This window comes from Mesorhizobium sp. M8A.F.Ca.ET.165.01.1.1, from assembly GCF_004792065.1.
Classification (GTDB): domain Bacteria; phylum Pseudomonadota; class Alphaproteobacteria; order Rhizobiales; family Rhizobiaceae; genus Mesorhizobium.
This window is the reverse complement of record NZ_SRTH01000001.1, coordinates 778162-797434: the sequence shown is the minus strand read 5'-3', so window position 1 is coordinate 797434 and position 19273 is coordinate 778162. Positions and strand designations below refer to the sequence as shown.

Sequence of the window (19273 nt, the reverse complement as noted above, 5' to 3'; positions counted from 1 at the left end):
AGGATAGGGCATGAACTGGTCGATCTCCTTCGAACCGCTTCTATCCTGGCCGCTTTTGGCCCTGGTGCTGGTGCCGTTGGCGCTGCTGGCGCTCGTCGGCCTGTGGTTCCGCCAGCGCGGCGCGGTCCTGCGCTTCGTCGCACTGCTGGCGCTCGCCGCCGCCCTCTTCAATCCGGTGTTCCTCAATGAGGAACGCGAGCCGCTGAAAAGCGTCGTCGCGCTGATCGTCGACCGCAGCCAGAGCCAGGATATTGGCGACCGCACCAAACAGACCGACGAGGCAGTGGCCGGGCTCCAGCAGCGTCTTGGCCGCTTCAAGCAGTTCGACGTCCGCGTCGTCGAGGCCGGCAAGTCCGACGCCGCCGAGGAGCGCACCGAAACACGGCTGTTCGGCGCGCTGGAAGGCGCCTTCCGCGACGTGCCGCCCTCGCGCATCGGCGGCGCCATCATGATCACCGATGGCGAGGTGCATGACACGCCCTCGGGCACGCCCGATTTCAACGCCCCACTGCACGCCTTGATCACCGGCAACGATCACGAAAAAGATCGCCGCATCCGCTTCGAGAACGCGCCGCGTTTCGGCCTTGTCGGCAAGCCGCTCGACATGACTTACCGCGTCATTTCGACCGAAAACGAGACCGGACCGGTCGACGTCCGGCTCTCGGTCAATGGCGAGCAGGTTTCGGTCGAGCATGCCACTGTCGGCCAGGCCATGCCGCTGCAGGTGACCATCCCGGGTGCCGGCCGCAACATCATCGAACTGGCCATCGACCGCGAGCCGGGCGAACTGACCGACACCAACAACCGCGCCATCGCGCTGGTCGACGGCATCCGCGAGAACCTGCGCGTTCTGCTCGTTTCGGGCGAACCGCATGCTGGCGAGCGCACCTGGCGCAACCTGCTGAAATCCGACGCCTCGGTCGATCTCGTCCATTTCACCATCCTGCGGCCGCCGGAGAAGCAGGACGGCACGCCGATCAATGAATTGTCGCTGATCGCCTTCCCGACCCGCGAGCTGTTCGTCGAGAAGATCAAGGATTTCGACCTCATCATCTTCGACCGCTACCAGCACCGAGACGTGCTGCCGATCCTCTATTACGACTACATCTCCGAATATGTCGAAAAGGGCGGCGCGCTGCTGATCGCCGCTGGTCCCGAATATGCCGGCGAGTCGTCGATCGCCCGCACGCCGCTGATGTCGGCCCTGCCGGCGATGCCGACCGGCGAGGTCGTCGACAAGGCCTTTTATCCCCGCCTCACCGAACTCGGCCAGCGTCATCCGGTCACGCGCGGCCTCGACGGGTCGGCCACCGAGCCACCGCATTGGAGCCGCTGGTTCCGCACCATCGGCGTGCAGAACCCGCAAGGCGAAGTGGTAATGAAGGGTGCCGACAACCGGCCGCTGCTGCTGCTCGACCGCAAGGGCGAAGGCCGCGTCGGCATGCTTCTGTCCGATCAGGGCTGGCTCTGGGCGCGCGGCTTCGAGGGCGGCGGCCCGCATGTCCAGCTCTACCGGCGCATCGCCCACTGGCTGATGAAGGAGCCCGAGCTCGAGGAAGAACGGCTGACCGCCGAGGGACGCGGCATGGTGCTGGAGATCCGTCGCCAGACCATGGCCGACGATCCCGGCCCCGCGCAGATCATCACCCCCTCCGGCAAGACGCTCACCGTCAAGCTCGACAAATCCGAACCCGGCGTCTTTCTCGGCAGCGTTCAGACCAGCGAGATCGGCCTCTTCCAGGTCGCCAATGGCGATCTCACCGCGCTCGCCCATGTCGGCCCGGTCAACGCACCCGAATTCGCCGACGTCGTCTCCACGCAGGAGCGGCTGAAGGCGCCGGCGGAAGCCACCGGCGGCAGCGTGCGCCGGCTGGCCTCGTCTACGGGCAGCGACGTGACGCTGCCATCCATCGTGCCGGTGCGTTCGGCCGGCGAAGCGTCGGGCAGCGACTGGATCGGCGTGCGCACCACCGACGACAGCGTGTTGAAGGCCGTGTCGCGCGTACCGCTGTTCGGCGGCTTCCTCGGCCTCGGCCTGCTGCTTCTGGCGATGGGCTCGATGTGGTACCGCGAGGGAAGGTAGCTTCCTTCTCCCCGTTCACGGGGAGAAGGTGCCCGAAGGGCGGATGAGGGGCAGCGCTGAGTCGCCGTGATTGGCGATCCCCTACGATGTGCTCATCTGAACTATTGTCACCCTCCGGCACCGCCCCTCATTGTCCTGCCGGACATTTCTCCCCGTATAGTGACGGGGAGAAAGATGCCGCCGCGGATGGTTTCGCCAATTGCCAGCGTTTCAGCACTGACCAAGCCCCTGCCCTACTCTTCCGGTTCCGTCGTGAACAACAGCGGATAACCCTTCGCCTTGCCAGCGTCGGTCGCCCGCGTCGCCTTGGTCTCGGCGACATCCCTGGTGAAGACCGCGACCACGCAGACGCCGTGCCGGTGCGCGGTGATCATGACCCGGTGCGCCTGGTCCTCACTGAGCTTGAACTCGCCCTTCAGCACCGTCACCACGAATTCGCGCGGCGTGAAATCGTCGTTGACGAGGATGACCTTGTAGAGCTTCGGCCGCTCTGTCTGCGGCTTGACCTTTACGCGCGGTTTTGTGGCGATTTCAGGCATTCGAACCGACTGTTTCGCGATCGAGCTTGAGTCCGCATTTTGCCACGGGCGGCAGCGATCGTCCATTTGCGGACCGTCGGCGGGCACGCCCGGTCCTTCACGATCATGTGGGAAATGGTCTGTCGCGGTTCAACGGCCCTGACGGCCGAAGATGCGGCGACTAGCATCGGCATCCGCCCGGCGTTCCAGCCATGCCGCGATCGGCCATCCGGCAACGCAGATCAGTGTCGCGCCGGCGAGCACGATCAAGAGCCAGGCCTGCACGGGCGTGATGTAATCCCAATTGCTGGAAATCGCCGGCGCGAACAGCGAGGGCTCGGTGCGCCCGCTTGCCGGATCCGGCACGGGGCTGGCGGTGAGCAGAATCAGCACCCTGGCGGCGCCGGTGGCAACCAGGCCGCCGATCACCATGGAGCGAAAAATGGACGAAGGCCGCTTCTTCATGCGGATTGTCCTACCGGGCCGGCATTGCAAACGGGTTAAGCACGATCGAGATGCGTGGCTGGAAGCCGCCGGTGTTCAGCTCATCGATCATGCACTTGGCAGAAGGCCGCCCCAGCCGGTTTGCGGCTGGAGCGGCCTTGCTAGAACTGACCTCGAAGCTGATCAGGGCTTCTTGGGAGCAGCCTTCGCGGGGGCCGCCGTCGCGGGAGCCATCTTCGCGGGGGCCGCCTTCGCGGGGGCCTTCTTGACCGGGCACTTGTGCTTCTTGGTCTCCTTGCAGACGGTCTTCTTGGCGACCTTCTTCGGAGCAGCCTTGGCCGGAGCGGTGGTCGTCGCGGCAGCAGCCGGAGCGGTGGTCGTGGTGGCGGCAGCCGGGGCAGCGGTCGTGGTGGCGGCTGCATAGCCGAGAACCGGCATCGAGAAGGCGAGAGCGACGGAGAGACCAAGGGCGGACAGGATGGACTTGTTCATGGCTTCATTTCCTTTTGTATGCGGGTCTTTTTGAGTCACTGGACCGGGTCGTTCGGTGTCACTCCAAGCAGCTTCAGAGCATTGGCGAGCATCCGGATGCCCTGCGCCTGTTTCTTGGCGGCACAGTACCGGTTGCCCTTCCTCTGAAGTGCCTTTGCCGCGGTGACCTGCGTTGCCGTGGCATGGGTTTCGATGGCTTCATCAAATTGGTGGCTGAGATTGGCGCACCGTTCGCTCCGGGTGAGCGGCGCCTTTGCATCCGATTGGCCGACAGCGGCAGTGAGCAGGCCAAGGCCCAGCAAAACTCCCAACAAACTGATCGACAATCTTGGCATTGGTTTATCCGTGAACCCGGAGACTAGCGTCGCAGCCGATGACCTGACCGCCACGGCACCTTTATGCCGACCTACCTTTTCAGGAGTTTTTCCCGATTGTAGAATTTTGTTTCTGGATTGTGTCTGGCCAGGCCGGGGCCGGGCCGGCCGTCGCTTTCCATGTGGAGAAGGCGGAATTCATTCTCCCTTGAAAAGCAAGGCACTGGCCAACATATGGCCCGAATTCTATCGTGTGGCTCACCAGCCAAGAATGGCTTGGCCGGCAAACCAGACAGGGCAGCTGTGAAATCCGATGCGCACATACTGATCGTCGACGACGACAAGGGCATCCGCGACCTGCTTCAGGAGTTCTTCCAGAAGCGGGGCCTGCACACCTCGGTTGCCGCCGACGGCAACGAGATGGAAGCCATCCTGCGCCGCTCGCAGGTGGACCTCATCGTGCTCGACGTGATGCTGCCCGGCAGGAGCGGGCTGGAACTGTGCCGCGACCTGCGCGCCCAGTATACGACGCCTATCATCATGCTGACCGCCGTCACCGAGACAACGGACCGTGTCGTCGGCCTCGAGATGGGCGCCGACGACTATGTGCCCAAACCCTTCGACCCGCGCGAGTTGCTGGCCCGCATCCGCGCCGTGCTGCGGCGCAATGGCGCCACAGAGCCCAAGCGCGCCACCAGCAAGCAGATTTACCATTTCGCCGGCTGGACGATGGACTGCTCGCGGCGCCGGTTGACCGCGCCCGACGATGTCAGGGTCGAACTGACCATGGCCGAGTTCAACCTCCTGCACACCTTCGTCAAGAGTGCCCAGCGCGTGCTGACCCGCGACCAGCTCATCGAACTGTCCGGCGGCGACAGCGACTATTCCTTCGACCGCAGTATCGACATCCTGGTCAGCCGATTGCGGCGCAAGATGGAAGATGATCCCAAGACGCCCAAACTGATCCTCACCGTGCGCAGCGGCGGCTACCAGTTCCTGCCCGAGACGACCTCCGAATGAGACGTTTCCTGCCGCAGACCTTGCCTGTCTGGGTGCTGCTGATCGTCATTGCCGGCCTGCTGATCAGCCAGGTCGCGACGCTCTACATCGTGTCGCGCGACCGCGCTGCTGCCAATGACGTGGTCGACCTCTACCGCCTCAACGACCGCGCCTTCTCGCTCGTGCAGCTGATGAGTGGCGCCACGCCGGAGGAGCGCAAGGCGACCGCCGCGGGCCTGTTCAACTCAACATACGCGCTCACCGTCTCGGACACGCCCGCCGTCACCTCCTCGATCGCCGGCGATGACGAACTGGCCGAGCTCGAGGACATTCTTGTCGGCCGGCTGTCGAAGTTCGGCATCACCGACGCGCGCGTGCGCCGCGATCCGGCGACGCGCGAAGCCGACGATGCCGGCGGCGCCGCGCCGGGCCCCGATATCGGCCAGGTCGAGCGGGACCTCCTGGTGCTGGCCGCCGATTTCGCCCAGAGCGACAAGCTGACGGCCTCGCTGCGCTTCGCCGACGGCCAGTGGCTGAACTTCACCGAACCGATAACGCCCGTCGGCCCGATCCTGAGCATCGACAGCCTGCCGCTCTATGCGCTGATCGCCGGGCTGGTGGTGATCATGTCGATCTGGTCGCTGCGCCGGCTGACCGCGCCCTACCGGATGATGGAAACCGCCGTCAACCGGATCGGCAATGATCTCAAGAGCCCGCCGGTCACCGAGAGCGGCAGCCGTGAGGTGCGCGCCGCCGCCAGGGCGATCAACGCCATGCAGAAGAGGCTGCGCGAATATGTCGAGGACCGCGAGCACCTCGCGGCGGCCCTTGCGCACGACCTGCGCACGCCGATGACAAGGATGCGGCTGCGTCTGGAACTGTTGCGCAGATCACCGGCGCGCGAAGCGCTCGCCCACGATCTCGCCGACATCGAAGGCATCGCGAGCTCGGTGATAGACTTCGCCAAATTCGAGGTCACGGAAGAGAAGGCCGAGAGGATCGATTTCTGGTCGCTCGTGGAATCGATCGCCGACAGCTACGAGACCGTTTCCTTCGACAATGACGACACCCGCTCACGCGGCCTGATCTGCATGGCGCGGCCGGTGGCGCTCAAGCGCTGCGTTACCAATCTTGTGCAGAACGCCGTCACCTACGGCAAGCATGCGCATCTCAGCCTCAGCCGCTCGGACGGCACGATCACACTCGCCATCCGCGACGAAGGGCCGGGCATACCCCAAGCCCAGATCGACGCCGTGTTCGGCTCCTTCGTGCGCCTCGAACACTCCCGCAACCGCCAGACCGGCGGGCTCGGGCTTGGGCTGACCATCGCCCGCAACATCGCGCGGGCGGCGGGTGGTGAAGTGCGCCTGTCCAACCACCCGCAAGGTGGGTTGCTGACGGAGCTGAGGCTGCCGCTGGCGGCTTGAGCCTTGTCGCTTGGGACCTCTACCGCCGCAGCACCGCGCTCAGCACATCCCTGATGCCGATGGCGCCGACGAAGCGGGACTGGTCGTCGAACAACGCCACCGGCGCCGTCTGCGAGCGGTGCATGGCCAGCATCACGGTTTTCAGCGACGTGCCCGGATTGGCCCAGAACACCTGACCTGCTTCTTCGGGCTGGCCCTCTATCCCGGTGCACGACGTCCACACCGCCGGCTTGCCGTCGCGTTCGGCCGCCGCCACCAGCCCGTGCTCGTCGATCTTGAAACGGGTCGTCTTGCGTCGGTCGAGCCACACCCAGCCGTCCGTGCCCTGTTCGAGATCGCGGCGGTCGCGCATCACGTTCCATGCGGTCAACACCGAGAGCGGGTTCACATTGGCGATGAAGTCGCGGACATAGTCGTTGGCGGGACGCAGCACGATGTCTTCCGGCGCGCCCGTCTGGACGATACGGCCGCCCTCCATGATGGTGATGTGGCTGCCGATCTTCAGGGCCTCCTCGAGGTCGTGGCTGACGAAGATGATGGTCTTCTTCAGCTCCGCCTGCAGTTGCAGAAGCTCGTCCTGCAGCTTGGTGCGGATCAGCGGGTCGAGAGCCGAGAACGGCTCGTCCATCAACAGGATAGGCGCCTCGGTCGCGAAGGCGCGCGCCAGACCGACGCGCTGCTGCATGCCGCCCGAAAGCTCATGGGCGTATTTGTTCGACCATTGATCGAGGTTGACCAGCTTGAGCTGGCGATGCACCCGCTCCTTGCGCTCGGCATCCGGCACGCCGGCGAGTTCGAGACCCAGGCCGACATTCTCTTCCACCGTGCGCCATGGCAGGAGGCCGAACTGCTGGAACACCATCGCCACCTGTTTCTGTCGCAGCCGCCGCAAGGTTGGCTCGTCGCAGGTGACGACGTCGACCGTACGGTCGCCGTCCTTGACCAGCACTTGTCCGCGCGACACCACGTTGAGCCGGTTGACCGCGCGAAGCAGCGTCGACTTGCCGGAGCCCGACAGGCCCATCAGCACCGAGATTTCGCCTTCATGCACGGTGAGGCTGGCGCCTGCGCAGCCGAGCACATTGCCGGTCTTCTCGAGGATCTCGGCCCGGGTAGCGCCCTTGTCGATCATCGCCAGCGAGCCGGCCTGGTCGGCGCCGAAGACGATATCGACATTCCTGAAATCGACGGCGACGGTCATTTCTTGCCTCCAACGCCAATGCGGGTCATCCGGTCGAGCACGATGGCGAGCACGACGATGGCGAGACCGGCCTCAAGGCCAAGGTCGATGCGGCGCGAACCGAGCGCCCGGTTGATTTCCGTGCCCAGACCACCGGCGCCGATCAGGGCCGCGAACACCACCATCGACAGCGACAGCATGATCGACTGCGTCAGGCCCGCCATGATGGTGGGCAGTGCGGAAGGCAGCTCGACCTTCCACAACAGCTGGCTCTTGGTGGCGCCGAAGGCCTCGCCGGCCTCGATGATCGACTTCGGCACCGAGACGACGCCGAGATGAGTGAGCCTGACCGCGGTCGGGATGACGAAAATGATGGTGACGATGAGGCCGGGCGCGTTGCCAAGGCCGAACAGCGTCAGCACCGGGATCAGGTAGACGAAGGTCGGCAGTGTCTGCATCAGGTCGAGCACCGGCAGCATGACGCGGTAGACCTTCGGCTTGTGCGCCGCCCAGATGCCGAGCGGCACGCCGATGGCCATCGCCATGGCGGCGGCGGCCACGACCAGCACCAGCGTCTGCACCGTCTGTTTCCAGAGATTCTGGTTGATGATGAAGATCAGGCCGAGGAAAACGCCGATGGCGAGCGGCCGTGAGCGCTGCAGCAGCCAGGCGACGATGGCGATCACCAAAGCGAGCAGCACCGGCGGCACCATCAGCAGGATGTTGACCAGCCCGTCGAGGATGAAATTCAGGCCATTCGAGAACGCCCTGAACACAGTGTCGAAATGGTCGGTGAGGAACCCGAAGAAAGCCTTGCCCCAGGGCCCGATGGGAATCTTGTAATCGATCAGGAATTTGGAAATCGGATCCATCTTGCCCCTCTTTGGCCTGCGCCGTCCTTGCCGGACGGTCATCTTCTCACAGCATATGAAAAAGGGCAGCCTTTTCCAGTGGCTGCCCTGTTTTTGAGGTCATGGCGAAATCAAAGCCGGCTTAGCCTCCCAGCGCGGTCTTGACCGCCGCCGCCGCGTCGCCGCCGTCGAAGGTGGTCACGCCGGCGATCCAGGGCTTGACCGCATCCGGGTTTTTCTTCAGCCAGTCGGTTGCCACCTTGTTGGCATCGCTGCCCTTCAGGATGGCGTCCATCATCTGGCCTTCCATATCCAGATTGAACTTCAGGTTGGTGATGAACTTGCCGACGTTCGGGCACTCGGTCGTGTAGCCCTTGCGCACGTTGGTCGAGACGGTGGCGGCGCCGAAACCGCTGTCGCCCATGCCGTCGAGATAGGTGATCTTCATGGCGCCCATCACCGGATGCGGCGTCCAGCCGAGGAAGGCGATCCACTCATTGTTCTTCATCGACTGCTCGGCCTGCGTCAGCATGCCGGCCTCCGAGGATTCGACCAGTTCGAACCCGTCGAGATTGTCCTTCGGGTTCTTGATCATGTCGAGGATGATGCGATTGCCGTCATTGCCGGCCTCGATGCCGTAGATCTTGCCGTTGAACTTGTCCTTGAACTTGCCGAGATCGGTCAGCGTCTTGACGCCGGCATCCGCGACATAGGTCGGCACGACGATGCCGTAACCGGCGCCGGCCAGGTTCTGGCTGACGGTCTCGACCGAACCGTCGGCCGTGTAGTCCTTGATGTCGTTGGTCATCGACGGCATCCAGTTGCCGAGGAAGACGTCGAGGTCCTTGTTCTTCAGCGACGCATAGGTCACCGGAACCGAGAGCTGGATCACCTGCGGCTCGTAGCCGAGCGCGGTGAGCAGTACCGAGGCCAGCCCGGTGGTGGCCTGGATGTCGGTCCAGCCGACATCGGAGAGGCGAACCGCCTTGCAGCTCGCCGGATCGCCGGCGAAGGCGGCACTCGTGGACAGGAAGGCCGCCAAGCCGAGGCCGGCGACGAAGGAATTCATACGCGACATCTGTATTCTCCCATTGCGATTCTTTGGCGGGGCGAAGTTACGGTTTTTGTGTCCGCCTTGTTTCGTCAGCCAAACACCATTCTGGAGTGGTTTCAAGCGCTAAGACAATCACGATCAACGGCGCTGGCTGGCCAATCAGCGACACCGCTGACGCTTTCCGTGCCAAGCCTGAGCGCAATCTGCCTCGGCAACGGCGGCTTTTTCAGGGGAATGCGGCGGCGGCCCCTCCCCGCGCGGCGGCAAGTCGGCTTAAGGTCTGTTTGGATTCAGGTCAGGCCGCGCCGAAAATGGTGGGCTCCGAGAACCGGAGCGGAGCGTACTTTGAGTACGCGAGCACCGGAAGCGGAGGAACCGCCTTTTGCAGGCCGGCCTCACCTGAATATGAACAGACCTTAAAGGGCGGCATGGCCAAGCTGTATTTCCATTACGCGACGATGAACGCCGGCAAGACGACCATGCTGTTGCAGGCATCGTACAATTACCGCGAGCGCGGCATGACGACGATGCTGTTCGTCGCCGGCCATTACCGCAAGGGCGATACCGGCCTGATTTCGTCGCGCATCGGGCTGGAGACGGAAGCCGAGATGTTCCGCGACGGCGACGACCTGTTCGCCCGCGTGGCCGAGCATCACCAGCACACGGCGGTGCATTGCATCTTCGTCGATGAGGCGCAGTTCCTGGAGGAGGAGCAGGTCTGGCAGCTTGCCCGCATCGCCGACCGGCTCAACATCCCGGTCATGTGCTATGGCCTGCGCACCGATTTCCAGGGCAAGCTGTTTCCCGGCTCGCGCGCGCTGCTGGCGATCGCCGACGATCTGCGCGAAGTGCGCACCATCTGCCGCTGCGGCCGCAAGGCGACCATGGTCGTGCGCCTCGGTCCCGACGGCAAGGTGGCCCGGCAGGGCGAACAGGTGGCGATCGGCAAGGATGTCTATGTCTCGCTCTGCCGCCGCCACTGGGAAGAGGAAATGGGCCGCGCCGCACCCGACGACTTCATCGGCTTTGTCAGCCGTTGAAACGAAGGCCCGCTGGACGTCGGCCTCGGGTAGCCGGCTGCCACCTCTTGCAGCCACGCCATTCTATGGTGCCTTTGTTAAGGTCAGCGCCGTAGTTTCACGCGCTCAGCCAGAACTCTCCGGGGTCAGCCATGCTTCGAGCCGTCTTGTCCGCCAGCCTTGTTTTGCTTGCCACTTCCCTTGCCGCCCGGGCCGGAGGCGATCCCATCCTGGGCAAACATGTCTTCAATCGGTGCATGGCCTGTCATGAGGCGGCGACCGACCACGACAAGGTCGGCCCGCATCTGATGGGCGTCGTCGGCCGCAAGGCGGGGACCGCCGAAAGCTTCCTCGGCCATTATTCGGATGCCATGAAGAACGCGGGGGCTGCCGGTCTCGTGTGGGACGAGGCAAATCTTGCCGAATACCTCAAATCGCCCAAGCTGAAGGTGCCCGGCAACAGGATGGCCTTTGGCGGCCTGGGCAATGACGACGACATCGCCAACGTCATCGCTTATCTGAAAGCCGATCCCAAGCCCTGAGCAGCCGTTCGTTGTCGGACGGGGCGACTTGTGCGCGCCGGGTCGGGGCTGCAAAGCGCCAGTTGTTGTCGAGTTTCAGAACGATCCGCTTCGGCGTCGACTGATTGCTTTGCCGGCATGAAAGTTCAAAATCAGCTGAACCAGGCTTGGCCGGCCAGTTGATCCCGCCATGACCACGGCTCCATTACCATTCAAGGGTTCGGCCGAATATTTGTTTTCGCGCCGCGCACTCTCTTCACGTCTTTCAATCCCCTGATACCCCACATATATTCGCCGCTGTTCGCAACCAGCGAGCGGAAGCCGAAGCGGGAGGCCCCTATGGCGACATTGCAGAATTTCGATGCCGAAATTGCCAAGACCAAGCAGGTCGTCCAGGATATGCGCACCAAGATCGAGCAATCCGGCACCGTGCTCGACACGCTCGCAACCGCCGACAAGAAGATTGGCGACGCCAATTTCGACATCGAGAACGCCCGCATCGAGGATGTGCTGAAGCAGCAGAAGGTGATGGAAGGCAACATCGCCGACCTGATCATCGGGCTCGAGGACGCCACCAATGTCTTCGGCGCCGAGTTCGAGAGCATGAAGAACTATACCGGCTGGGAAAACTTCGTCGGCGTTTTTTCGGCGCAGCGCAAGCAGCGCATGCGCACCGACCGCGTGCGCAACATGTCGCTCGCCGGCAATTTGCAGGAACTGCTGGCCAAGTCCGACACCATCGTCGGCATATTGAAGGCGCAGAAGGAAGTTCTCGACCAGCGCTACAAGACCTCCGAGGCCAGCCTGTCGCAGGTTATCGAACGCCGCAAGACCACCATGAACAACCTCGAAGCCGTGCAGAAGCGCATCGAGGAGCTCAATCCGATGTTGCTCGACATTGAGAACAAGATCGCCGCCTCGACCAGCCAGAAGGACCGCACGCAGCTCGAGGGCGAGCGCTCCAAGCTCGCCACCGAATACAATGAAAAGCAGGCCAAGGAGCAGGAGCTGCTGGCCGAAAGCCAGACGCTGGAGCGCTACACCTCCATGTTCCAGACCTTCGTCGATTCGCTCAACAACCAGATCGCCGCGCAGTCGACGCTGATCAACAAGCTGACCATCGATACCGAGCAGCGCATCGTGCTGTACAAGGCTTTGGAAGATTCCTTGAAGACCGCCGCCCAGCAGGACGTCGCCCACAAGATCAACACGCTGGGCAGCCAGGTCGACAACACCGCCGAGGAAACCATGGCCGGCATCGGCGCCGCCTCGCAGAAGCACATTGGTGACCTGCTGGAGATGCACGAGAAGAACATGGTGGCCAGCGCCGACATCCAGCGCCGCAAGAAGCTGGCCGACGATGCCTTCGCCCGCCGCTTCGACGAGGTGCTGAAGAAGCACAATTCGGCCAACTACGTGCAGTCATAATTGCCGCGCGCACCGGTGCGACAATCCCAGGGCTGACAGCATGACCCCCGAAAACGACGCTGCGGCGCGGTATTTCTCGGCAATCACGGCCGCGCTTAGCGGCCTTGAAGTGTTCATGCGCGACGACCGCTCGCCGCTCTACCGGCACGGCATCGTCGCCAGGATCGTTGCCGAATACATCGCCCGGCTCGACAAGTCCTTCTCCTGCTGGCGCAATCGGCTGGGCTTCATGGACACGTTCCGCATTTCGCGCGCCGAAAGCGGTTTCCCGGTGTTCCAGAACCTGCTCGAACTGGAGAACGACCGCCGGCAGGCTGATGCACGCCTTGCCAACATCCCGCTGGCCGGCGAACTGCGCGAGGAGATGGCCGACTTCATCCTGCGCCACAAGGCGTTCCCCGAGGCGCTGCAGAAATCGATGGCCGAGCGGCTCTATCTCGAGGACGTCAAGAGCGAACAGACCTTCGGTCCGTTCACGCTGGCGCAGACAGCCAAGGTGTCGGTCAATCCGAAGACGGCGCGGCCTTATTATCTGGTCCACTGGGCGACCTTCGACGGCAGCGCCAACTTGCCCTTGATCTACATGGTGACGGTGGAGGATTCCTCGGAAAGCATGGTCAGCCAGCTTGTCGACCGGAGCGGCAAGCTCAACGACAAGGTCGACATTCCGCTGCCGGTCGACGGCTTGCTCAACCCCGAGCTTGCCCACCGTTTCGACGATTTCACCGAGAAGAATTCGGCCTATACGCTGTCGCCGGCGACCATCGCCGTCAACCTCGACAAGGATTTCGAGCCACTGCACCCCAAGCAGCTGAGGCGCGTGGTGCTCGGTCCCTTCTATTCGGCGGGCATTACCGACAACAATTCGACGGTGACGGAAGTGCTGGCCAAGGTGCGCAAGCCGGAAAACGCCTGGCTTTTGACCTGGACCATCCAGGAGGTCTACTCCAAGGGCGAGAAGCCCGGCCGCAGGGGCCTATTCTCCAGCGAGAAGACGACGCAGGAATTCTTCATCAACACCGACGACCTGGAGGCCGCGCGCCAAGGCGTATCGAGCTACGAAAACCACGCGCTGATCCCGCACGAGGCCTACCAGGCGCTCTACGCCGCCGGCGAAGCACAGAAGATTTTTGCCGGCTACAAGGTTCACATCCTGTCGAATGGACAGGTGATATCGGATGTCTAGGAACCTGCTTTGCGTCATTGAAAACCACACAGCACCGAGGCGCCAGCAATGACCGCCGCAGCTAAAATATCCGGCAAGAAGCGGCAGCTCGATGCGCTCAAGAGGAGAGTTCGGCCCGGCGCCCTGGAAGGCTTGGAACACAGCCAGCGTATCGACATAACGTACACGTCGAACGCGATCGAGGGAAATACACTGACGGCGGGCGAGACAGCCCTCGTTCTGGAAAAAGGCATCACGATCAGTGGCAAGCCGCTCAAGGATCACCTCGAGGCAATCGACCACGCGCGCGCATTGAGTTGGGTACTCGAAATCGCTTCAAAGGACGACCATCCGATCATGGAGGCGGACATCCGCAATCTTCATCATCTGGTCGTGGCGAATTCCAAGCCGGAGATAGCCGGCCAATACGCCGACAGCGCTCGTTACGTGAATACGAATGTCGGCGTATTCAATTTTCCCGCCCCCGTGGAGATTCCAGCGCTGATGGAGGTTTTATGCCGGTGGTTGAGCGCAGCGCCAAGCACACCACGAACTGCCTTCGAGGCTCATCGGCGCTTTGTCGCCATTCACCCGTTCAACGACGGCAACGGACGTACAGCGCGCCTTTTGATGAATCTGGTGTTGGCACGCGGTGGATACCCGCCGGTAGCGATCCGCCCGGAAGATCGCCCCGATTACATTGCAGCGCTTGAGATCGACCAGAGCGGCGGCGGGCACATTGCTTTCGACAAGCTGCTTTTCGAAAGGCTGGATCAGACTTTGGACATCTATCTGGACGCAGCGCGTCAGGCGCAGGATCGTTCTGCGGAAGCCGGGAAAGTAATCCCGATAAGGAGCTGACCATGGACACCGGCCTGACCACCATTCCGGAAGCGGCGATCGAAAAGCACCGCGCCACCGCGCAGAGCTTCATCACCCGCATCGTGGTGCTGGAGGATCCCTCGCGCGAATCCGGCACCGCACTCGCCGGCACCAACCGGCGCTTCGTCTCCACCGTTTCGGTCGGCTCGGTGCGCCGCACGCGCGAGGTCGAGCTGTCGAAGACCGTCGGCGCCGTCCATCCCGACGACCAGTTGCTGACCATCCCGCAGCACACGCTGCTCTATCGCGCCCGGCGCGGCACGGCGATCGCACTGGCGGTATCGGACGTGTTCGCCGAAGGCTCCGATCTCGAGAGCCTGCAGGCCAGGAACACCCGCGCCCCGCTCGAAGGCGACGAGGCGTCCGCCTTCAAGAAACTGCTGTCGGCTTCGGCCTATATTTCGGCCTTCAGCCTGTCGTCCTATCTGTTCCAGCTGATCGACAGCGACGGCGAGGCGCCAAACGACATTCCGGAACCCGACTTCCTGTTCGACTCGCCGCAGGATGCGGTGAAGTCGATCCTGGCAGGCCTCGACAAGGCAATAGCGGGCTCGTCCGACGACACCGACCTGATGACCAGGGCGCGTGCCTTTGCCCGAGTCGCCATCGACGGGCTTTTGGCCCGCAAGGGCCGCTTCGACGGCATCGGCCCGTTCGAGAACGCCCATATCCGCATCGACGCCGACGACTTCACCCTCGACGGCTTCGATGTCGCGCCGGGCAAACGCTCGAAGCCGCTGGTGATGACCTTCAAGACGCCGGAAGAGGTCGTCGGCAACCACATCGCCAAATACCAGTCGGTCAAGCTCGCCAAGATGCTGATGGCCTATGATTTCGAGCGCGAGCTGAACCCTTTCGTGGAACTCGGCGGCTTCCTGTTCACCTTCATTGGCGACGGCGCGCCCGGCACCGGCAAGACGACGCTGATCCAGATGATCGCCGGCCTCGTCAACGGCTATTGCCAGGTTGCCGGCTATCCCTTCGCCTATGAGAATTTCGGCGTCGACCAGATTTCGTCCTACCAGGGCAAGTCGGGCCAGAACTGCCGCCAGTTCATCAACAATGTCTTGAACCCGCGCGTCATCGGCTTCGGCACCATCGACGACATCGACCAGGTGGCCGCCAGACGCTCCGACGACCGCGCCTCGGCCGGCCAGCAGGAGATCACCGGCGTGTTGATGGATGCCTTCGCCGGTGCCGCCACCGTGGTGCGCGGCAATTGCTCGTTCGGCATGTTCTCCAACTACCCGGAAAACGTCGACGACGCGCTGCGCCAGCGCGCCGGCGCCCGCTGGTTGGTCGACGGGCCGCAGACGCGTGACGACTATATCGACATTTTCGTGCTGCTCGCCGGCAAGAACCACGAGATCCCTCTGGGCAAGCACGAGCTCTACGCCGCGCAGGAAATCCAGCGCGCCGTGACCGAAGCCTATGAGGAGCATGAAAAGCCGCAGGAGGACGGGCTGATGCGGGTCTATGAGCGCTACATGAAGGAAAACGGCGCGCCCAGGACCATGGCCGACATCGGCACCTACCTGCACCTGATCAAGGACGCGGAGCCGCGCTTCACCGGCCGCGCCATCAAGAACGTCACCGACGCCATCAAGATGCGCGCCATGGACATCGAGCTTCCCGACGACTGGTTCGAGAAGCCGGAAGCCTTCATGCACAAGAGCTACGACGACAAGAAAGCCATGATCGAGGAACTGCGCGGCCCGTTCTCGATGGACATGGTCATGCAGGAGATCAACCGCTACGCCGACAGCGAGTTCAGGTATTCCGACAAATCCGACGATGCCGCGGTGGAAAAGCTGCTGCGTGACGCAAGGCTGCGCGAACGCGCTGCGCGTGAGATGGAGGAGATGAAGAAGAAGGGCCTGTGGAATGCGTAAGGTGAGCCAGCCTTCCCTTCTCCCCTTGTGGGAGAAGGTGTCGCCGCAGGCGACGGATGAGGGGTGCTCCAGCTTGGCAAGGACAGTGTTCCTTCGCGCACCCCTCATCCGTCTCGGCGCTGCGCGCCGATCCACCTTCTCCCACAAGGGGAGAAGGGAAGCCCGCGCCCCTCATCCGCCCTTCGGTCACCTTCTCCCCGTAAGCGGGGAGAAGGCATAATGCCCCACGCCAAAAAGCCTGACCTCCTTCGCGACAACGAGCTCATCTACGGCCGTTTGCTCACTGTCGACGAAGCCCATCTCATCCAGCGTTACAACAAGGCGCTGGCCGCTTTCGGCCTCAAGCCGACCAAGCTGAAGAGCTTCCAGATCGACCGCACCGGCTTTTCTCCCGAAGTGGCCGAGGAGTGTGGCGACTATGACTATCTCGATCCCAATGAGGTCAACCGCCGCTTCATCATCCTGACGCCGTCGCAGATCGACCTGCCGGTGGTGCACACCGCCTTCTCCAACACCTCGCAGCTGATGTTCGAGTTCATGTCCAGGAACCAGCGCGCCATCGACGCGCTGACCATCAAGGACGTCATCTACGGCGAGATCGAGGATTCCGTTCCCAAGGTCAACGACATCGAGGATCTGCTGTCGATCAACCAGGTCGAGTTCAAGGTGCTGTCGGCGGAAGACGTGCTGGGCAAGGCCGCGGAACTCGGCAAGCTCGTCGACCGGCTGAAGCAGGAGCCCGACGCCTGGCGCGACAATGCCATGCTGACCCGCATGGTCGAACTCGCCAAGGTCTGCGGCGACATCCGCGAGAACGCGCTGGTGCCGGACCAGGTGATCTTCCGCCACAACGCCTACTGGACCAGCCATTTCGGCGGGGTCTACGTGTTCGTCGATCCCGACATGACGACGGTGATCAGCGATCCGGCCGCTCCTGGCTTCCGCCGCTCGCGGCCCTGGCAGGTGAGCTATCTCTCGATCAAGGATGCCGACAAGGTGTTCAAATTCCTGGCAGCCACCGGCCGTATCGAACTGCCGCGCGCCTCCTGGATCGAGGCCTCGGGCTACCTCGAGCATCGCGCCGAAATGGTGGTGCGCGCGCTGATCCGCGACGCCGAGCCGGACCGCAATTTGACCGATGTCGACAAGGTCTGGCTGCAGACCTGGATCCAGAGCCACGCCGACTTGATCACCAAGGACGGCAATTTTCCCTTTCTCAACGCCGCCAAGCGCGAGATCGCGCAGCTCGGCCACCTCAAGATCGAGGATGTCTTCCCCCAGCAGCGCTTCCTGGTGGTCCGCGCCAAACCGGACCACCCCGACGCCTGGCTGACCAACCGGCTGATCTCGGATTTCGTGCCGTCGGACTTCGTCTCGCGCTACATCTTCAACAAGGACGGCTTCTACAAGGACTATGACGGCTTCAGCGACGCCTGGCGATCGCATGTTGTGGACGTTCTGAAAACCACATATTTGAAGGACAAGGTGGCGTTTCGCACACGCCTCTACGGCCTGACCGACTAGAACGAAATGAACCGTCATTCCGTTCTAACTTGTTGTTTTGGTGCATGATGTTATCCAAAAAGTCTGCAACTTTTTGGCATCATGTTGAGGGGGTGACATCGCCATGCTCGATCCGATCGTGAACTTCTTCACCGGGATTTTCCAGTGGATCGGCCGCGGCATCGGCCTTTTGATCGGCGTGATCCTGTGGCCGTTCATGTGGGCCGGGCGCTGGTACGGTCAGCGCGGCTGGATCCTGAAGGCGATAGTCGGCCTGGCCCTTTTGGTGCTGATCGGCCTCTACGCCAACTTCTTCTACGCCACCCAGTGGTGGAACAATTTCAACCCGAACTACCCGGACACCTATACGTTCGAGAAGCGCAATGTTTCGGCCGGTGAGCAGGTGGCCGCCGGGACCGGCACGGACACGGCCAAGACTTGCGGCAACTCCGGCATCGCCCAAGTAGCGGCGGACCTGACGGACTTCAACGTCAACCAGAATGCCTGGATTTCGTCGATGATCCTCTACAAGCTCGGCCTGTTCGGCATCGACTGGGACAACACCCCGTGGATGGACAACAAGGCCTCTTTCCAGCGCGGCATCAACCAGGCGGTGCGGCGCACGGCGACCGAGCTTGCCGACAATCTCGGCCGCGTCCGCACCACCTCGCAGATCGACGCCGACCTGCAGGACGCGCGCGGCAATCTGCAGTTCGACGAATACACCTGGTATTTCGGCGTGAGCCCGTTCGGGCCAAAGACGCCGACACCGAGCTACTATCGCGACGCGGTGCGCAAGCTGCGTTCGTTCAATGCCCGGCTCGCCACCTGTCAGGCCACTTTCGATGCCCGCGCCGACAATCTGAAGCAGTATATCGACCGCATCGCCAGTGACATCGGCTCGACTTCCGCCATCCTCAAGGAGCGCGCCGAGAACCACAACAATGGCTGGTTCGACACCCGCGCCGACGACCGCTACTGGTTCGCCTATGGCCAGCTCTATGCCTATTACGGCCTGATGAAAGGCGCCCAGGCCGATTTCGAGGACGTCCTCAAGGAAAAGCACCTGCAGAGCCTCTGGGATACGATGGACGCGCAGTTCGTGTCGGCCCTGCGTATCCAGCCCTTCATCATCGCCAACGGTCGCGAGGACGGCTGGCTGCTGCCGACGCATCTGACGACGATGGGCTTCTACATCCTGCGGGTGCGCTCCAACCTGGTCGAAATCAGCAACGTACTGACGCAGTAACGGCATTGGCGGGCAGCGACGGCCCAATGCATGTCGCCCAAAAGTGATCCCGGTTTTGGGAGAACGACATGCATCAGAGATGGCGAATTTGCGCCGTCGCGTCTGTCGCATTCCGTGCATTGTGCGGCTGTTTTGAGACGGCGGAAGCGTCCCTGCTCTGGCTTCTATACGGCGCGGCAAGCGGAGCCATAAAGAACCGGGGATAGGTCGGCCCGCCGCAGAGGAATTTTCTCTATAGGAAACATAGTTGCA

General features: G+C 62.8%; 18 protein-coding genes. 11 read left to right on the top strand and 7 right to left on the bottom strand.

All coding sequences use genetic code 11. The features are described from left to right. Positions 1-10 precede the first annotated feature (10 nt). Complete coding sequence (locus tag EN808_RS03765) at positions 11-2083, top strand: hypothetical protein (protein WP_135915185.1); 2073 nt, start codon at positions 11-13, stop codon at positions 2081-2083. Positions 2084-2316: 233 nt separating this feature from the next. Here the strand turns inward: EN808_RS03765 and clpS are convergent, their stop codons facing one another. The 4 genes from clpS to EN808_RS03745 form a co-directional block, all read right to left on the bottom strand. Then, complete coding sequence (gene clpS / locus EN808_RS03760; protein WP_127278085.1) at positions 2317-2622, bottom strand: ATP-dependent Clp protease adapter ClpS; 306 nt, start codon at positions 2620-2622, stop codon at positions 2317-2319. Between the two features lie 129 nt (positions 2623-2751). Next, positions 2752-3066: a hypothetical protein gene (locus EN808_RS03755; protein WP_127278086.1), complete on the bottom strand. Its 315-nt coding sequence runs from the start codon at positions 3064-3066 to the stop codon at positions 2752-2754. A 162-nt stretch (positions 3067-3228) separates the two neighbouring features. Further along, positions 3229-3537 (bottom strand): hypothetical protein, encoded by a 309-nt coding sequence (locus EN808_RS03750; RefSeq protein ID WP_127278087.1) that lies wholly within the window; start codon positions 3535-3537, stop codon positions 3229-3231. Positions 3538-3572: 35 nt separating this feature from the next. Further along, on the bottom strand, positions 3573-3872 hold the full coding sequence (locus EN808_RS03745) for a hypothetical protein (protein ID WP_135915184.1): 300 nt from the start codon (positions 3870-3872) through the stop codon (positions 3573-3575). A gap of 282 nt (positions 3873-4154) precedes the next feature. On the opposite strand from EN808_RS03745, the gene EN808_RS03740 reads away from it, so the two are divergent. After that, positions 4155-4871, top strand: a complete 717-nt coding sequence (locus EN808_RS03740; RefSeq protein WP_127278089.1) for a response regulator transcription factor — start codon at positions 4155-4157, stop codon at positions 4869-4871. Then, a complete protein-coding gene (locus EN808_RS03735; RefSeq protein WP_127278090.1) occupies positions 4868-6277 on the top strand; it encodes an ATP-binding protein in 1410 nt (469 codons plus the stop codon). Before EN808_RS03740 ends, EN808_RS03735 begins: the two co-directional genes overlap by 4 nt. A 19-nt stretch (positions 6278-6296) precedes the next feature. On the opposite strand, the gene choV is transcribed toward EN808_RS03735, so the two are convergent. From choV to EN808_RS03720, 3 genes are all read right to left on the bottom strand, one after another. Further along, on the bottom strand, positions 6297-7478 hold the full coding sequence (gene choV / locus EN808_RS03730; RefSeq protein ID WP_127869780.1) for a choline ABC transporter ATP-binding protein: 1182 nt from the start codon (positions 7476-7478) through the stop codon (positions 6297-6299). Continuing rightward, positions 7475-8329, bottom strand: coding sequence for a choline ABC transporter permease subunit (gene choW, locus EN808_RS03725; RefSeq protein WP_135881225.1), 855 nt, complete (start codon positions 8327-8329; stop codon positions 7475-7477). Before choW ends, choV begins: the two co-directional genes overlap by 4 nt. Before the next feature lie 121 nt (positions 8330-8450). Next, entirely contained in the window at positions 8451-9386 is a 936-nt protein-coding gene (locus EN808_RS03720) for a choline ABC transporter substrate-binding protein (protein WP_135867501.1), read from the bottom strand. A 404-nt stretch (positions 9387-9790) separates the two neighbouring features. Here EN808_RS03720 and EN808_RS03715 point away from each other — a divergent pair, with 404 nt between their 5' ends. From EN808_RS03715 to EN808_RS03680, 8 genes are all read left to right on the top strand, one after another. Further along, a complete protein-coding gene (locus EN808_RS03715) occupies positions 9791-10402 on the top strand; it encodes a thymidine kinase (RefSeq protein WP_135915183.1) in 612 nt (203 codons plus the stop codon). Between the two features lie 131 nt (positions 10403-10533). Then, positions 10534-10923, top strand: coding sequence for a cytochrome c family protein (locus EN808_RS03710; RefSeq protein WP_127278095.1), 390 nt, complete (start codon positions 10534-10536; stop codon positions 10921-10923). A 318-nt stretch (positions 10924-11241) separates the two neighbouring features. Next, positions 11242-12330 carry a hypothetical protein gene (locus tag EN808_RS03705; RefSeq protein ID WP_135915182.1) on the top strand — a complete coding sequence of 363 codons (1089 nt, stop codon included), beginning with the start codon at positions 11242-11244 and terminating at the stop codon, positions 12328-12330. Between the two features lie 40 nt (positions 12331-12370). Beyond that, the gene (locus tag EN808_RS03700) at positions 12371-13516 is read left to right on the top strand and encodes a hypothetical protein (RefSeq protein WP_135881228.1); all 1146 of its coding nucleotides are present in this window, start codon (positions 12371-12373) and stop codon (positions 13514-13516) included. Between the two features lie 48 nt (positions 13517-13564). Continuing rightward, a complete protein-coding gene (locus EN808_RS03695) occupies positions 13565-14356 on the top strand; it encodes a Fic family protein (RefSeq protein WP_135915181.1) in 792 nt (263 codons plus the stop codon). 2 nt (positions 14357-14358) lie between these two features. Then, positions 14359-16269 carry an ATP-binding protein gene (locus tag EN808_RS03690; protein WP_135915180.1) on the top strand — a complete coding sequence of 637 codons (1911 nt, stop codon included), beginning with the start codon at positions 14359-14361 and terminating at the stop codon, positions 16267-16269. 219 nt (positions 16270-16488) lie between these two features. Then, positions 16489-17793: a DUF6638 family protein gene (locus EN808_RS03685; RefSeq protein WP_135915179.1), complete on the top strand. Its 1305-nt coding sequence runs from the start codon at positions 16489-16491 to the stop codon at positions 17791-17793. Between the two features lie 103 nt (positions 17794-17896). Then, positions 17897-19021: a DUF2333 family protein gene (locus EN808_RS03680; protein ID WP_135915178.1), complete on the top strand. Its 1125-nt coding sequence runs from the start codon at positions 17897-17899 to the stop codon at positions 19019-19021. The last annotated feature ends 252 nt before the right edge of the window (positions 19022-19273 follow it).

Excerpts from the sequence above, each read along its gene's own strand:
- EN808_RS03680 (WP_135915178.1), top strand. The coding sequence starts at position 17,897 with ATGCTCGATCCGATCGTGAACTTCTTCACCGGGATTTTCCAGTGGATC.
- EN808_RS03700 (WP_135881228.1), top strand. The coding sequence starts at position 12,371 with ATGACCCCCGAAAACGACGCTGCGGCGCGGTATTTCTCGGCAATCACG.
- EN808_RS03750 (WP_127278087.1), bottom strand. The coding sequence starts at position 3,537 with ATGAACAAGTCCATCCTGTCCGCCCTTGGTCTCTCCGTCGCTCTCGCC.
- clpS (WP_127278085.1), bottom strand. The coding sequence starts at position 2,622 with ATGCCTGAAATCGCCACAAAACCGCGCGTAAAGGTCAAGCCGCAGACA.
- EN808_RS03745 (WP_135915184.1), bottom strand. The coding sequence starts at position 3,872 with ATGCCAAGATTGTCGATCAGTTTGTTGGGAGTTTTGCTGGGCCTTGGC.
- EN808_RS03765 (WP_135915185.1), top strand. The coding sequence starts at position 11 with ATGAACTGGTCGATCTCCTTCGAACCGCTTCTATCCTGGCCGCTTTTG.
- EN808_RS03705 (WP_135915182.1), top strand. The coding sequence starts at position 11,242 with ATGGCGACATTGCAGAATTTCGATGCCGAAATTGCCAAGACCAAGCAG.
- EN808_RS03720 (WP_135867501.1), bottom strand. The coding sequence starts at position 9,386 with ATGTCGCGTATGAATTCCTTCGTCGCCGGCCTCGGCTTGGCGGCCTTC.
- EN808_RS03685 (WP_135915179.1), top strand. The coding sequence starts at position 16,489 with ATGCCCCACGCCAAAAAGCCTGACCTCCTTCGCGACAACGAGCTCATC.
- EN808_RS03695 (WP_135915181.1), top strand. The coding sequence starts at position 13,565 with ATGACCGCCGCAGCTAAAATATCCGGCAAGAAGCGGCAGCTCGATGCG.
- EN808_RS03715 (WP_135915183.1), top strand. The coding sequence starts at position 9,791 with ATGGCCAAGCTGTATTTCCATTACGCGACGATGAACGCCGGCAAGACG.
- EN808_RS03710 (WP_127278095.1), top strand. The coding sequence starts at position 10,534 with ATGCTTCGAGCCGTCTTGTCCGCCAGCCTTGTTTTGCTTGCCACTTCC.
- choW (WP_135881225.1), bottom strand. The coding sequence starts at position 8,329 with ATGGATCCGATTTCCAAATTCCTGATCGATTACAAGATTCCCATCGGG.
- EN808_RS03755 (WP_127278086.1), bottom strand. The coding sequence starts at position 3,066 with ATGAAGAAGCGGCCTTCGTCCATTTTTCGCTCCATGGTGATCGGCGGC.
- choV (WP_127869780.1), bottom strand. The coding sequence starts at position 7,478 with ATGACCGTCGCCGTCGATTTCAGGAATGTCGATATCGTCTTCGGCGCC.
- EN808_RS03735 (WP_127278090.1), top strand. The coding sequence starts at position 4,868 with ATGAGACGTTTCCTGCCGCAGACCTTGCCTGTCTGGGTGCTGCTGATC.
- EN808_RS03690 (WP_135915180.1), top strand. The coding sequence starts at position 14,359 with ATGGACACCGGCCTGACCACCATTCCGGAAGCGGCGATCGAAAAGCAC.